The 13,100-nt window shown below is 68.4% G+C and carries 14 protein-coding genes and 1 pseudogene; 5 read left to right on the forward strand and 10 right to left on the reverse strand.

Going from position 1 to position 13,100, the window contains the following annotated elements:
• The first annotated feature begins 292 nt into the window (after positions 1-292).
• Positions 293-811 (forward strand): DUF3592 domain-containing protein, encoded by a 519-nt coding sequence (locus WFQ67_RS22870; protein WP_337058302.1) that lies wholly within the window; start codon positions 293-295, stop codon positions 809-811.
• Positions 812-861: 50 nt separating this feature from the next.
• On the opposite strand, the gene epsC is transcribed toward WFQ67_RS22870, so the two are convergent.
• Both epsC and rhtA read right to left on the reverse strand, forming a co-directional pair.
• Positions 862-1,803 carry a serine O-acetyltransferase EpsC gene (gene epsC, locus WFQ67_RS22875; RefSeq protein ID WP_213629724.1) on the reverse strand — a complete coding sequence of 314 codons (942 nt, stop codon included), beginning with the start codon at positions 1,801-1,803 and terminating at the stop codon, positions 862-864.
• 78 nt (positions 1,804-1,881) lie between these two features.
• On the reverse strand, positions 1,882-2,769 hold the full coding sequence (rhtA, locus tag WFQ67_RS22880; RefSeq protein ID WP_337058303.1) for a threonine/homoserine exporter RhtA: 888 nt from the start codon (positions 2,767-2,769) through the stop codon (positions 1,882-1,884).
• A 65-nt stretch (positions 2,770-2,834) separates the two neighbouring features.
• Here rhtA and WFQ67_RS22885 point away from each other — a divergent pair, with 65 nt between their 5' ends.
• Positions 2,835-3,425 (forward strand): helix-turn-helix domain-containing protein, encoded by a 591-nt coding sequence (locus WFQ67_RS22885; protein ID WP_337058304.1) that lies wholly within the window; start codon positions 2,835-2,837, stop codon positions 3,423-3,425.
• 4 nt (positions 3,426-3,429) lie between these two features.
• Here WFQ67_RS22885 and WFQ67_RS22890 read toward each other — a convergent pair whose 3' ends face one another.
• The 5 genes from WFQ67_RS22890 to WFQ67_RS22910 form a co-directional block, all read right to left on the reverse strand.
• Positions 3,430-3,741, reverse strand: a complete 312-nt coding sequence (locus WFQ67_RS22890; RefSeq protein ID WP_337058305.1) for a DUF5629 family protein — start codon at positions 3,739-3,741, stop codon at positions 3,430-3,432.
• 61 nt (positions 3,742-3,802) lie between these two features.
• Positions 3,803-4,798 (reverse strand): alpha/beta fold hydrolase, encoded by a 996-nt coding sequence (locus tag WFQ67_RS22895; RefSeq protein ID WP_213629730.1) that lies wholly within the window; start codon positions 4,796-4,798, stop codon positions 3,803-3,805.
• 104 nt (positions 4,799-4,902) lie between these two features.
• Entirely contained in the window at positions 4,903-5,226 is a 324-nt protein-coding gene (locus WFQ67_RS22900; protein WP_244863031.1) for a hypothetical protein, read from the reverse strand.
• 88 nt (positions 5,227-5,314) lie between these two features.
• The gene (locus WFQ67_RS22905) at positions 5,315-5,860 is read right to left on the reverse strand and encodes a cytochrome b (protein ID WP_337058306.1); all 546 of its coding nucleotides are present in this window, start codon (positions 5,858-5,860) and stop codon (positions 5,315-5,317) included.
• Positions 5,857-6,915 carry a catalase family peroxidase gene (locus WFQ67_RS22910; protein WP_337058307.1) on the reverse strand — a complete coding sequence of 353 codons (1,059 nt, stop codon included), beginning with the start codon at positions 6,913-6,915 and terminating at the stop codon, positions 5,857-5,859. Before WFQ67_RS22910 ends, WFQ67_RS22905 begins: the two co-directional genes overlap by 4 nt.
• 135 nt (positions 6,916-7,050) lie before the next feature.
• Between WFQ67_RS22910 and WFQ67_RS22915 the strand changes: the two genes are divergently transcribed.
• Both WFQ67_RS22915 and WFQ67_RS22920 read left to right on the forward strand, forming a co-directional pair.
• Complete coding sequence (locus tag WFQ67_RS22915) at positions 7,051-7,560, forward strand: sigma-70 family RNA polymerase sigma factor (RefSeq protein WP_213629736.1); 510 nt, start codon at positions 7,051-7,053, stop codon at positions 7,558-7,560.
• A complete protein-coding gene (locus WFQ67_RS22920; protein ID WP_213629738.1) occupies positions 7,557-8,309 on the forward strand; it encodes an anti-sigma factor family protein in 753 nt (250 codons plus the stop codon). The genes WFQ67_RS22915 and WFQ67_RS22920 overlap by 4 nt, the downstream gene beginning before the upstream one ends.
• A gap of 348 nt (positions 8,310-8,657) precedes the next feature.
• On the opposite strand, the gene WFQ67_RS22925 is transcribed toward WFQ67_RS22920, so the two are convergent.
• From WFQ67_RS22925 to WFQ67_RS30510, 3 genes and pseudogenes are all read right to left on the reverse strand, one after another.
• Positions 8,658-9,254, reverse strand: coding sequence for an NADPH-dependent FMN reductase (locus tag WFQ67_RS22925; protein WP_213629740.1), 597 nt, complete (start codon positions 9,252-9,254; stop codon positions 8,658-8,660).
• Positions 9,255-9,389: 135 nt separating this feature from the next.
• Entirely contained in the window at positions 9,390-10,145 is a 756-nt protein-coding gene (locus WFQ67_RS30505; RefSeq protein WP_420803758.1) for a methyl-accepting chemotaxis protein, read from the reverse strand.
• A 102-nt stretch (positions 10,146-10,247) separates the two neighbouring features.
• Positions 10,248-11,534, reverse strand: a pseudogene (locus WFQ67_RS30510) (PDC sensor domain-containing protein); the annotation flags it as partial.
• Positions 11,535-11,773: 239 nt separating this feature from the next.
• Here WFQ67_RS30510 and WFQ67_RS22935 point away from each other — a divergent pair.
• Positions 11,774-13,093 carry a Na+/H+ antiporter family protein gene (locus tag WFQ67_RS22935; RefSeq protein ID WP_337058309.1) on the forward strand — a complete coding sequence of 440 codons (1,320 nt, stop codon included), beginning with the start codon at positions 11,774-11,776 and terminating at the stop codon, positions 13,091-13,093.
• The last annotated feature ends 7 nt before the right edge of the window (positions 13,094-13,100 follow it).

Below are 13,100 nucleotides of genomic sequence, written 5' to 3' on the forward strand. Positions count from 1 at the left end.
AGGCTCAGCGTTCCGTCCATGGTCCGCTGGCGGCAGTGCGATCCTGCCGCGCGGCACTGTGTCATCGACCTTGCAATGAATGTAACAGGGTGTGACTTCAATCAAGGGGTTCCCTTGCTTCTGGATGCTAGCTTAGTGCTATTAACTTGCCATGGAAGGGTGGGCCCGTGCAGCAGCAAGTGCTTGCCGCTTCCGATTTTCCGATGCCGCGCTTGGCTTTCCATGGTTATCCGGGCGAGTCGTACGCCTGACGCCGCCCTGGCATGCCAGGGCTCCAACCGGAAGGGACGCCATGATCAGCTTCAAGACTTCGCCCGAAACCCACCGCACCCTCAGCAAGGTGTCGATGATCCTGCTGAGCCTCGCCGCCATGATCGGCGCTGGCTTCCTCATCGTCACCGCGATCCTCAACTACCTCGATGCCAACGCCATCCTCAAGGACCATTCCGAGGTGGTGGCGCCGGTGAGCCTGGACGCCGTGACCGAGGAACACCACCGCCGCGGCCGTACCAGCGAGACCTACCACTTCCACTATGTCTTCGAGGTGGCTGGCAAGGCCTACGACGGCACCTTCGAGACCTCCGCCGCCAATGCCGAGCCCTATCTCAGGGAGGGCGCCTCGGTGAAGGTGGCCTACGCCAATGCCGCGCCGTCCCGTTTCGGCCGCCTGGAGGTGCTGCAGAGCCAGGCCGATTTCGGCTCCAGCATCACCCGCGCGCTGACGGCGATCCCGCTGGCCGCGCTGATCGCCTTCGTTCTCCACCTGATGCTGACCCGCCGCCTGTTCGTGCCGCGGGAAACCTCGGCCTGATGCGCAGAACCCCGCTTGCGCGGGGTTCTTTGCTGGCTGGGCAGGGCGTCTCAGGCGCCGCAATCGTTCTGCAGGGTGGCCTGGGTGATGTTGCTGTCCGCCGGCACGCTGCGGGTCAGCCAGACGTTGCCGCCGATGACCGAGCCCCTGCCGATGGTGATGCGCCCGAGGATGGTCGCGCCGGCGTAGATCACCACGTCGTCCTCGACTATCGGGTGGCGCGGCTGGCCCTTCTGCAGGTTGCCCGACTCGTCCGAGGGGAAGCGCTTGGCGCCCAGGGTCACCGCCTGGTAGATGCGCACCCGCTCGCCGATGATCGCCGTCTCGCCGATCACCACGCCCGTGCCGTGGTCGATGAAGAAGCTCTTGCCGATGGTGGCGCCGGGGTGGATGTCGATGCCGGTGGCCGAGTGGGCGATCTCCGCGATGATGCGCGCCAGCAGCGGCAGGCCGTTGCTGTAGAAGTAGTGCGCCAGGCGGTGGTGGATCACCGCATGCACGCCCGGGTAGCACAGCAGCACCTCGTCGACGCTGCGCGCGGCGGGGTCGCCCTGGTAGGCGGCCAGCACGTCGGTGTCCAGCAGCACGCGCAGTTGCGGCAGCGCGGCGGCGAAGCCCTTCACCACGCGGATCGCCTGGCACTCGCTGTCGCCATCGTCGGCGCTGCCGTTGCGGGCGGCGTAGCCGAGCTCGCGGCGCACTTCGATCACCAGCGCGTTGAGCGCCGTGTCCAGGGTGTGGCCGACGTAGAAGTCTTCGCTCTCCTCGCGCAGGTCGGTGGGGCCGAGGCGCATGGGGAAGAGGGCGCCACTGATGGCTTCGATGATCTGGCCGACCGCGACGCGCGACGGCAGTTCGCGACCGCCACGGTCCTGGGTACGGCCATGGCGGTTGCGCCACTCGGCGCGGGCGGCGCGCAGTTCGGAGACGATCTGGTCCAGCTGCCAGCTGACCTTGGGGCAGCCGCTGGGGCCGGGAGTGAACTTGTTCATGGTTGATCCTGTTGGTGCGCAAGGCTGGCGATAGCCTTGCGCAGGAGGGCGCTTCTCGGCAAGAAGATTCGCAGCGGATCAGTCGGCGGGGATCAGCCCTTCGGCTTCCTGGCGGCTCTTCATGCTGGCGGTGGTGCCGATGGAGGCGAGGATGATGGCGCCGATGGCCAGCCATTGCAGCAGGGACAGGCGCTCGCCGAGGAACAGCAGGCCTGAGAGGGCGCCCAGGGCCGGCTCGATGCTCATCAGCGTGCCGAAGGTGCGCGCCGGCATGCGGGTCAGGGCGTACATCTCCAGGGTGTAGGGGATGGCGGTCGAGAGCAGCGCCACGCCGAGCGCGGTGGGGATCAGGGCGAGGTTCAGCAGGTCCGTGCCGGCGTGCACCATGCCGAAGGGCGCGGCGACGAAGGCGGCCACCATCACGCCCAGGCAGGCGCTCTGCATGCCGTGTTCGGCCCCGGCGCGCTGGCCGAAGATGATGTAGAGCCCCCAGCAGACCCCGGCGCCCAGCGCATAGGCGGCGCCCAGCGGGTCGATGCCGGCGGCGCCTTCGCCGATGGGCAGCAGCAGCGCCAGGCCGGCCACGGCCAGGGCGATCCAGACGAAGTCCAGCAGGCGACGGGAGGACAGGATCGCCACCGCCAGCGGGCCGGTGAACTCCAGCGCCACGGCGATGCCCAGCGGCACCGTCTGCAGCGACATGTAGAACAGCAGGTTCATGAAGCCCAATGCCGTGCCATAGGCCAGGACGCTGCCCAGGGCGCCGGTGTTGGTGCGGGTGCGCCAGGGGCGCAGCACCAGCAGCAGGAAGAGGGCGGCGAAGATCAGGCGCAGGCTGGTGGTGCCCTGGGCACCGATGACGGGGAAGAGCGACTTGGCCAGGGAGGCGCCGCTTTGTACCGAGGTCATGGCGACCAGCAGGATGCCGACGGGAAGCAGCGTCGAGGTGAGGGTGCGGGAATTCATGGAAGGGTCCGGATCAGGCAGTGGCGAGGAGGTGACGCTTGTTCTGGTTGGTTATGTGCAACATAATGCGCAAAATTCAGCCTTTGAGCAATATATTGCCCAACACCATGGACCGACCCAACGTACTCGAACACGTCTCCGGCAATGTGCGCCGGCTGCGCAAGGAACTCGGCCTCAGCCAGGATGCCCTCGCCACCGCCTCGGGGGTGAGCCGGCGGATGATCGTCGGCATCGAGGGCGGCGATGTGAACGTCAGCCTGGCCACCCTGGACCGCATCGCCGAGGCACTGGGCGTGCTCTTCCCCGACCTGGTGCAGGCGCCGAGCCGGCCCGACCGCTCGCGCATCGAGGCGGTCGCCTGGGTCGGCCGCGACCCCCGCAGCCGCGCCACCCTGCTGGCCAGCGCACCGGCGCGGCGCGAGGTCGAGCTCTGGGCCTGGTCGCTGGAGCCGGGGGAACGCTATGTGTCGGAGGCCGATGCCGAAGGCTGGCGGGAGATGGTCTACGTCACCGAGGGCGAGCTGACCCTGGAATTGCCAGGCGGCGAGGTGCGCGTCGGCGCGGGGAACTTCCATGTCTTCGCCAGCAGCCAGCCCTATGGCTATGCCAACCGTGGCGAAGTCGCGGTGCGTTACATCCGCAACGTGGTGAGCTGAAGCCTCAGCCCCGGTCGATTCCGTCGTCGTTGGCGGCCTCGTCCGGCTCGTCGTCGTTGCTGCCACTGAAGGCTTCCATGCACACCAGGCTGTGCGGGCCCTGGTCGTCATGGATCGTCCAGGCGCCCTTGTCCCCGTCGAACCGCGCCGCCAGGACCTGCTCCGCGCTGAACTGCCAGCGGCGCTGGGTACGGCCATCGACGCACTCGACCAGCAGGGCACCGGCGTCCAGCTCGAACTGCCAGGCGTGCAGGCCATCGATCTCCAGCATGTCGCTGTTGGCCAGGCGGTTGAGGAGAGTGATTTCGTTGCTCATGGGCGGGGCTCCCGGGGTGAATGGCCGGCGATGATAGTGCAGCGCCGGCCCGGGTGCGACCTCAGCGGGTGCGCAGGCCTTCCAGCAGCGCCTCGTGGAACACCTCCGGCGCCTGGATCTGCGGCGAATGGCCGAGCTCGGCGAAGGTCACCAGGCGGGCATTGGGGATGCGTTCGACGGCTTCCTGGCCGAGCACCTTGTAGTTGCCCAGCCGGCCGCGCAGCGCTTCGGGCGCGGCGTCCTTGCCGGGGGCGGTGTTGTCGGTCTGGCCGATGAGCAGCAGCACCGGTATGCGTAGTTTGTCGAACTCGTGCACCACTGGCTGGGTGTAGATCATGTCGTAGGTCAGCGCCGAGTCCCAGGCCACCGCCTCGCGCCCCGTGCCGCGGTACATGCCGGCCTGCATCTCCACCCATTTGTCGAACTCCGGCCGCCACTGGCCCGAGTAGTAGGTGTTCTTCTGGTAGGTACGGATGGCCTCGTCGGTGGTCTTCAGCTCGCGCTGGTACCACTCGTCGACGCTGCGCCAGGGCACGCCCTTGGCCTTCCAGTCCTCCAGGCCGATGGGGTTGACCATCACCAACTGCTCGACCTGCTCCGGGTACTGCAATGCATAGCGGGTCGCGAGCATGCCGCCCATGGAATGGCCCAGAAGCGTGACCTTCTCCAGCCCCAGGCTGGCCAGCAGCGCATGGGTGTTGGCCGCCAGTTGCTGGAAGCTGAACTGGTAGCGCTGCGGCTTGCTGGACTTGCAGAAACCCACCTGGTCCGGCACCACTACGCGGTAGCCGGCCTGGACGAGTACCTGGATGCTGCCCTCCCAGGTGGCGCCGCAGAAGTTCTTGCCGTGCAGCAGCACCAGGGTGCGGCCGTTGGGCTTGCCGGGCTGGACGTCCATGTAAGCCATCTGCAGTTGCTCGCCCTGGGATTCGAAGGCGAAGCGCTTGACCGGGTGCGGGTAGTCGAAGCCCTCCAGTTCCGGTCCGTAGGCGGGCGGTTCGGCGGCGAGGGCGGGCAGGACGAGGCTCAGCAGCAGGGCGGTGAAGGCGATGCGCATGGTGGGGGCTCCTTGGTCCGGTACGGGGGTGGGCAAGGGTTTTGCCAGACAACGGTGCGCCGCGACAGGAAAAGCAGCCGTGGCGCTGTAACCGTTCTTTTCGATCAGGGCTTGCGGGGCTCGATCAGGCTGTCGGCTTCGCTGAGGTAGGCCTTGCCGGTCTTGCGCTGGTACAGGCACAGCTCGCGGCCCGCGCGGTTGTTCATGTGGGCCTGGGGGTAGCGGCCGCTGAGCACCAGGGCGGTGAGCCCGAGGCGATCGTCGAAGAGCACCGGCTTGCCGGCGGCCCTCACCTCCTTGAGGCCGCTGAGCTGGGTACAGGCGGCGAGCATGCGCCTGTCCTGCTCCTGCCAGGCCTCGGGGGTGGAGGCCTGGGCGCCGGCGGCGCAGAGCAGCAGGGTGGCGAGCAGGGAGCGGTGAGTCTTCAAGGGCGTTCTCCATCGAGTGGGTCCAGCTGCGTAGACCGCGCGCATGGCCGTTCGTTTGCCGGCCCGGCCATGCGCCGGGTGCCTGCCGTCAGCGTTTCGCGTTGCCGGTCGCCATGCTGGCGAGCACGCCGTCACGGCGGATCAGGCCATGGAACAGCGCCGCCCCCAGGTGCAGCAGCACCGTGGCGAACAGCAGGTAGCCGAGCCAGTAGTGGGCCTGGCGCAGCACGGCGTAGAGCGCGGCGTCATGGGGCGCAATCGCTGGCAGCTGCAGCCAGCCGAGTACCACCACCGGGTAGCCGCCGGCGGACAGCATCGCCCAGCCCACCAGCGGCATCACCAGCATCAGTGCGTAGAGCAGCAGGTGCGAGAGATGGGCGAGCCCGCGCTGCCAACCCGGGAGGTCGGCAGGCAGCGCAGGTGGTGGCCGACGCAGGCGTACCGCGATGCGCAGCAGCACCAGCACCAGCAGGACGAGGCCCAGCGGCTTGTGCAGCTCCACCAGCCAGGTGTGGCGGGTGGACAGGGTGATCACCATGCCGGCACCGATGAACAGCATGGCGAGGATGAGCAGCGCCATGGACCAGTGCAGCAGGCGGGCGAGGGGGCTGAAGCCCGAGGCGTGGCGGTTCATGGGTGGGCTCCTGCGGGGGCGGTGGGCACACCTTCACGGGTGCGGCGGTTGAAGGACACGGCGTAGGCCGCCGAGCGGGCGGCGAGGATCGGGTCGTCCGAGGGCTCGATGCCGTCGGGGAGGATCAGCGGGTCGAAGTTGAGGTCGCGGCAGGCGCCCTGGTCCTCGGCCTGCGCCCGGTCGATCACCAGGGTGCCGGCGTCGATGCGCTGGCGCGAGGCGGGCCAGGGGCGGGACGGGTCATCGCTGGGGTCGCCGGCCTCGGCCAGGGTCAGCACCAGGTGCCAGCGCAGCGGCCCTTGTTGCAGGCGCTGGAACAGGTCGTGGGCGAGGAAGTCCTTGTCGTCCGCCTCACCGGCCAGCGGCTGGTAGGGCGTCTCCGGCTCCATGGCCCAGCGCACGTAGCGGCCATTGCCGTCGCCGTCCACCAGGCGGAAGGCGTTGATGCTGTTGTAGGTGGCGTTGGCGAAGCTGTTGGAGGCCTTGTTGTCCTTGGCCCACTGGCGGAAGGCGGCGCTTTCCGGGTGGGCGGTGAAGAAGGCCTGCAGGCGCGCCGGGTCCGGCTTGCCGGTGGCCGGGTCGGGCTTGGAGGCCAGCACCTGCTCGAAGAAACCCTCGATGCCGGAGACCGGCAGCACCGGTGGCGTGTTCATGCCGGTGCGCCATTCCTGGCCGCTGGCCGTGCGCAGCTGCAGCGCCAGGCTGCGCACCGGCACGCTGGCATCGGGCGCGTAGGGATTGCTGCCACCGATGGCCAGGCGCCCGACCACCGGCACTTCGCCCGGGGCGAACACCTCGGCGCGGGACAGCCCGGCGGCCGCACCGTTGCTGGCGAAGTGGCCGCTGACGCAGAGGCCCTTCGCGTGGTTCTTGCGGTAGCCGGGGTAGCTGCCGGCGTTGGCCTCGAAAGTATCGATGATGCGTTGTGGGGTCAGGCGCTGCGGGCCGATCCAGCCGGCGACGTAGGCGAAGGTGCCGGCCAGCGTGGCCAGGCCGAGGCCTATCAGCGCCAGGCGGCCCAGGGTCTGGGAGGGGGAAAGCGGGGGTTGGCTCATCGGTGGCTCCAGGGTGAGCGATCGGGTCGTCGAGCCCGTGGGACGAACGGGATGGAGATTTATTCCCGGCACCTGGAATAAAGTCGTTTCCCGGGCGTCTTCCTCGCACCCGATCCACGACGAGCCGCGCCACCCATGCACGACATTGATGACGACGAACTCCGCGAGCTGTTGCAGCGCCTGCGCCGCTTCGCCCTGTGGCTGACGCGCAACCCCGCCAGCGCCGACGACCTGGTGCAGGCGACCCTGGAGCGCGCACTGGACGGCCGTGCCGGGCCGCGTACCGACGGCAGCCTGCGCGCCTGGCTGTTCGCGATCCTCTACCGCAAGTTCCTCGACGGCCAGCGACGTGCCCGGCGCTATGCACGCATCCTCGAGTTCTTCGGCGCGGCGCCGGCCGAAGCCCCCTCCACCGAGGAACGGGTGATGGCGCAATCCACCCTCGAAGCCTTCGCCCGCCTGCCCGCCGAGCAGCGTGCGCTGCTGGTGCTGGTGAGCGTCGAGGGCCTGAGCTACAAGGAGGCCGCCGTGGCCCTGGACGTACCCATCGGCACCGTGATGTCCCGCCTGTCCCGTGCGCGCAAGGCCCTGCGCGAGCTGGCCGAGGGCGAAATCGCCAACCCCCCGCTACGGATACTCAAATGAATCGCCTGGAACCCAGTGAGAACGACCTGCACGCCTACCTGGACGGCCAGCTGGACGCGGGCCAGCGGGCCTGGGTGGAAGCCTGGTTGGCGAGCGACCCCGAGGCGCGCGCTCGCGTGGACGCCTGGCGCCGGGATGCCCAGCAACTGCGGGCCGGCCTCGCCAACCTGGAAGCACGCCCGGCCAACCCGGCGCTGGACCCGCTGGCGATCCGCCGCTCCCTGCGTGCGCGTCGGCGCCAGCGCCTGGCCACGGCCGCCGCGCTGGTGCTGGCCCTGGGATTCGGCGGCCTGGGCGGCTGGCAGGCCCGTGACCGCACGCTGCTGGCGGAGAACCCGCCGATGCAGGACGCCCTGGAGGCCCACCGCCTGTTCGCCACCGGGCAGGCCAGCGTGGTCGATGTCGCCGCCCGTGATCCGGGGCAGTTGCAGGCCTGGCTGGACCAGCGCTTCAGCCATGCCTCGCGCATCCCCGACCTCGCGCCCTACGGTTTCCACCCCGTGGGCGGGCGTCTGCTGACCAACGAGCAGGGCGCCGCGGCCATCCTGCTGTTCGAGGACGTGGGCGGGCAGCGCATCAGCCTGTACCTGCGCTCGCCCGGTTCGCTCTACGCCGAGATGCCCGCCGGCAGCCGCCGTGATGGCGAGCTGGAAGCGCGCTACTGGTCGCGCGATGGCTACAACTACGCGCTGGTCGCGCCCAACGATGATCCGCGCAGCGAGGTGGTGCAGCGGGCGTTCTCGTTGTAAGGGGCGAACCGTAGGTTGGCGCCGAGCGCAGCGAGGCCCAACGCGGCGATGCTCGGCCCCGCTCCGAGTGCTATCTGTAGGAGCGGCTTCAGCCGCGAAAGACCCACCGCCGGTACAGGGCTGCGAGTGGCCAGGCACTTCATCGCGAATGAATTCGCTCCCACAGAGTCCAGCCACAGCTTCGCGAGCAGAGCTCGCTCCTACGGTTTCGTAGGGCGGGGGGCTCGTGGGTGCACAGTGGTGCTGTCTGGGAGCGCGAATGGTGGACGGATGAAGCGTCGTCCACGCGGGCGCGCGGGCGACGTGGATGTGGGGGAGCCCCGCGCCGAGTGGCACGGGGCGGGGGATTCACATGCCGTTGGCGAAGGCCGGGATGCTCAGGTCGATGGTTTCGCGGACGGGCTTCAGCGCGCTGGCGTACTTGGCCAGGATGTCCAGGTCGTAGTCCATGCGTGCACGGATGCGCTGGTCGTCTTCACCGGCCACTTCGGCACCGTTGAGCACCTTCTCCACGCCGCGCACGATCAGGTGCTCGGGCAGGTAGCAAAGGCGGCAGTTCTTGTAGCTGGAGGCGCGCAGCTCGCTGATCGGGTAGCCGCCGCCGATGCCCGAGGACACGCCTACCAGCAGGCCCGGCTTGTGGGCCAGTTCCGCCTTGCTGGCATAGATGAAGAAGTTCTTGATCGCCGGGCAAGCCATGCCGTTCCACTCGGGGGCGATGACGATCACCGCGTCGGCGGCCTTGAGCTGCTGCTGGAATTCGGACCAGGGGCCCGTGTCGTCGGCCGGCCACAGGGGCAGCGGCCGGGCGCCCAGGTCGATGACGCTGGTGTGGGCTTCGCTGGCCAGTTGCAGTTCCACCAGGCGCTGGCGAATGAAGCGGGCGACCTTGCCGGACTGGCTGTTGGCACGGCTGGAGCCGGCGACTATGGCGTAGTTGAGCATCTCGGGTTTCCTTGCTGAGGGATGACGCAGGCTAGCTGGCGGCGAAACGGCGGACAAGCACCGGCGCGTCAGTCGGGCGGGCAAATGGTGTCAGGGCGCAGTGGACGCCCTGGCGCGGGCGTCCACTGGTTCGCATCAGACGCGGAACTGGTCCATCAGCCCCTGCTGGTGGTTGGCCAGGCGGTTGAGCGCCTGGCTGACCTGGGCGGATTCCTGGGCCTGGCCGGAGAGGGATTCGGTGACGTCGCGGATGGCGGCGACGTTGCGGTTGATCTCCTCGGCCACCGCGCTCTGCTCCTCCGCGGCGCTGGCGATCTGCAGGTTCATGTCGGTGATCACCGCCACCGCGTCGCCGATGCGGTGCAAGGCGGCGACCGCGTGCTCGACCTGCTCGACGCTGCCCTGGGCCTGGCGGTGGCTGCTGTGCATGGAGCCGACCACTTCGCGGGTGCCGTTCTGCAGGCCTTCGATCACCTGGCGGATTTCCTCCACCGAGTCCTGGGTGCGCTTGGCGAGGTTGCGCACCTCGTCGGCGACCACGGCGAAGCCGCGCCCGGCTTCACCGGCGCGGGCCGCCTCGATGGCGGCGTTGAGCGCCAGCAGGTTGGTCTGCTCGGCGATGGCGCGGATCACCTCCAGTACCGAGCCGATCTGCTCGCTGCTGCTGGCCAGGCCCTGGACCTCCTCCATGGCGGCGCTCATCTCGCTGGCCAGTTGCTCGATGGCGCTGGTGGTCTTGCCGATCACGCCCAGGCCGTCGCGGGTGGCATGGTCGGCGCCGCGCGCGGCTTCGGCGGCCTGGGCGGCGCTGCGGGCGACGTCCTGGGCGGTGGCGCTCATCTCGTGGGAGGCGGTGGCGACCTGGTCCACTTCGCGGTACTGCTGCTGCATGCCGGCGCTGGTCTGGCTGGCGATGGCGGCGGACTGGTCGGCGGTGCTGCGGGCGTCCTGCACCGAGCGCTTCACGTCGGCGATGATCGGCTGCAGCTTGTCGAGGAAGCGGTTGAACCAGCCGGCCAGTTCGCCCAACTCGTCCTGGCGCGCGTAGTCCAGGCGGCGGGTGAGGTCGCCTTCGCCGCTGGCGATGTTCTTCAGCATGGCGGCCACCCCGAGGATGGGCCGGGTCACGCCCAGGGCGGTGAGCCACACCAGCAGCAGGCCGACCACGGCGGCGGCGAGGCCGATCAGGGTGGCCACCAGGCTGCTGGAGGCGCTCTGCTCATCGAGTTGTGCCTCGAGCTTCAGGGCCGGGCCCAGCAGGACCTTGTCCGGCACTTCCAGCAGCACGCTCCAGGCGGCGCTCGTGGGGATCGGCTTGAACGGCTGGATGACGCGCAGGACGCCATCGTGGTCGATTTCGGCGGATTTGCCGGCCGTGACCACCGCGGCGATCTCGCCGGCGTCGGTGCCGAAGGCCTTGTCCAGCTTGAGGCTGAGCTGCGAGGCGTCGCGGCTGTGGCCGGCGAGCAGCCCGGTGGGGCTGATGATGCTGACCTGGCCCTGGCCGTCGTAGAGGTCCTTGCTGCCATCGATGCTGAGCTGCTGGAGGCTGTCCAGGCTGATGTCCAGGCCCATGACGCCGATCACCTTGCCGTTCAGCTCCAGGGGGAAGGCGATGCTGGTCATCAGCACCTTCTTGCCGCCGACGTCGTCGTAGTAGGGCTCCAGCACGCAGGAGTCGCGGGTCTTCAGCGGGCAGGTGTACCAGGTGTTGTAGGGCATGCCGCTGGCCATGGGGCTGCTGTCGCCGAGCAGCTCCTCGGTCATGGATTCGGACTCCAGCTTGCCGGGGGTGGCCTGCGACCAGTAGAGCGAGAAACGGCCCTTGTCGTTGCTGCCCAGCTCGGCCTGGTCGATGAACAGTTCGTCCTTGCCGTCCAGGGCGTTGGGCTCGAACACCAGGTAGAGGCCGAGCAGGTTGGGGTTGGCCTCCAGGCTGGTCTTCACCTGGCGGGTCATGTCCTCGCGCAGGTCGAAGGCGTCGAGGAAGCGCTTCTCGGCCTGGTCCTTGAGGAACAGCACCTGGCGCGAGAAGCCCTTGCCGTACTGGTAGGTGTCCATGAAGTAGCGCTGGATGCGCAGGGCCTGCAGCTCGCCACGGGCCTGCATGCGCTGGCGTGCGCTCTGGTCGAGCATCTGCGAACTGGCGGACTTCACCAGCTCGGCGCTGCGTTTGGACTGGTAGAGCGAGGCACCGACCAGGAGGGTCACGATGGCCAGCAGGCAAAGGCCGGCGAGCAGGGTGATCTTCCACTGAATGGACAGGCGACTGAACGGCATGGGGCTTTCCTTCTATCTCGTCGGACTGCAAGCCGCTATCGGCGCGGCAGGGAAAAACTTGATGCGCCTGCCATGGCGATGCGGCTCCATACGGAATGCATGGGAGCGGCTAATTTGGATGCAAATATTATGCACAGGGTGTCCAGTATTTCGCACGGCGTTTCTTTTGACACCCGCCCGCTCATTCGGCAGAGTACGCGGCTTTTTTTGCGGGACACCGCAAGGCGGGAGAGAAGCGGATGAATGCGGTGATTGTAGCTGTCGCCATCATGCTGGTGCTGAGCCTGTGCCGGGTGCACGTGGTAATGGCCCTGGTGATCGGTGCGCTGGCGGGTGGCCTGCTCGGCGGCCTGGGTGTGCAGGGCACGCTGGATGCCTTCAACAAGGGGCTCGGTGGTGGCGCGACCGTCGCCCTGTCCTACGCGCTGCTGGGGGCTTTCGCCGTGGCCATCGCCCGCTCCGGGCTGGCCCACGCGCTGGCCGACGGCATCGTCGGCCGGGTCGTGCGTGGCGGGGAGGCGGGCGGCGCTGCGCTGAAATGGGTCCTCATCGCCCTGTTGCTGTGCGTGGCCATCTCCTCGCAGAACATCCTGCCAATCCACATCGCCTTCATCCCGCTGCTGGTGCCGCCGCTGCTGTATGTGCTGACGCGCCTGCAGATCGACCGGCGCCTGGTGGCCTGCGTGATCACCTTCGGCCTGATCACCCCCTACATGTTCCTGCCGGTGGGGTTCGGCAACATCTTCCTCAACGAGATCCTGCTGGCCAACGTGGCGAAAAGTGGCGTCGACGTTACCGGTGTGAATGTCGCCGAGGCGATGTTGATACCGGCGCTGGGCATGGTGGCCGGCCTGTTCCTGGCCGTGTTCGTCAGCTACCGCCGCAAGCGCACCTACGACCTGGCGCTGATCGCCCGCGCCGAGCAGGTGGAGGCGAAGTACGACCGGCGCAGCCTGGCGGTGGCGGGCGTGGCCATCGTCGTCGCCTTCGTGGTGCAACTGTGGCTGGACTCGATGATCGTCGGTGCGCTGGTGGGCTTCCTGGTGTTCTCGCTGTCGGGGGTGGTGCGCTGGAACGAGGTCGACGACCTGTTCACCCAGGGCATGAAGATGATGGCCATGATCGGCTTCATCATGATCGCCGCCGCCGGTTTCGCCGAAGTGATGCGTGCCACCGGCCAGGTGACCAGCCTGGTGGAGGCCTCTGCCGCGCTGATCGGCAACAGCCGGGCCCTTGGCGCGCTGCTGATGCTACTGGTGGGCCTACTGGTGACCATGGGCATCGGCTCTTCGTTCTCCACCGTACCGATCATTGCGGCGATCTTCGTGCCGCTGGGCATGCAACTGGGCTTCAGCCCACTGGCCATCGTTTCCATCGTCGGCACCGCCGGTGCCCTGGGAGATGCCGGCTCGCCCGCCTCGGACTCCACCCTGGGCCCGACTGCCGGCCTCAATGTCGACGGCCAGCATGATCACATCTGGGACACGGTGGTACCCACTTTCCTGCATTACAACCTGCCGCTACTGGCATTCGGCTGGGCGGCGGCCATGCTTCTCTGACAGCCAC

The sequence above is a fragment of the Pseudomonas sp. USHLN015 genome, assembly GCF_037153275.1.
GTDB lineage: Bacteria > Pseudomonadota > Gammaproteobacteria > Pseudomonadales > Pseudomonadaceae > Metapseudomonas > Metapseudomonas tohonis.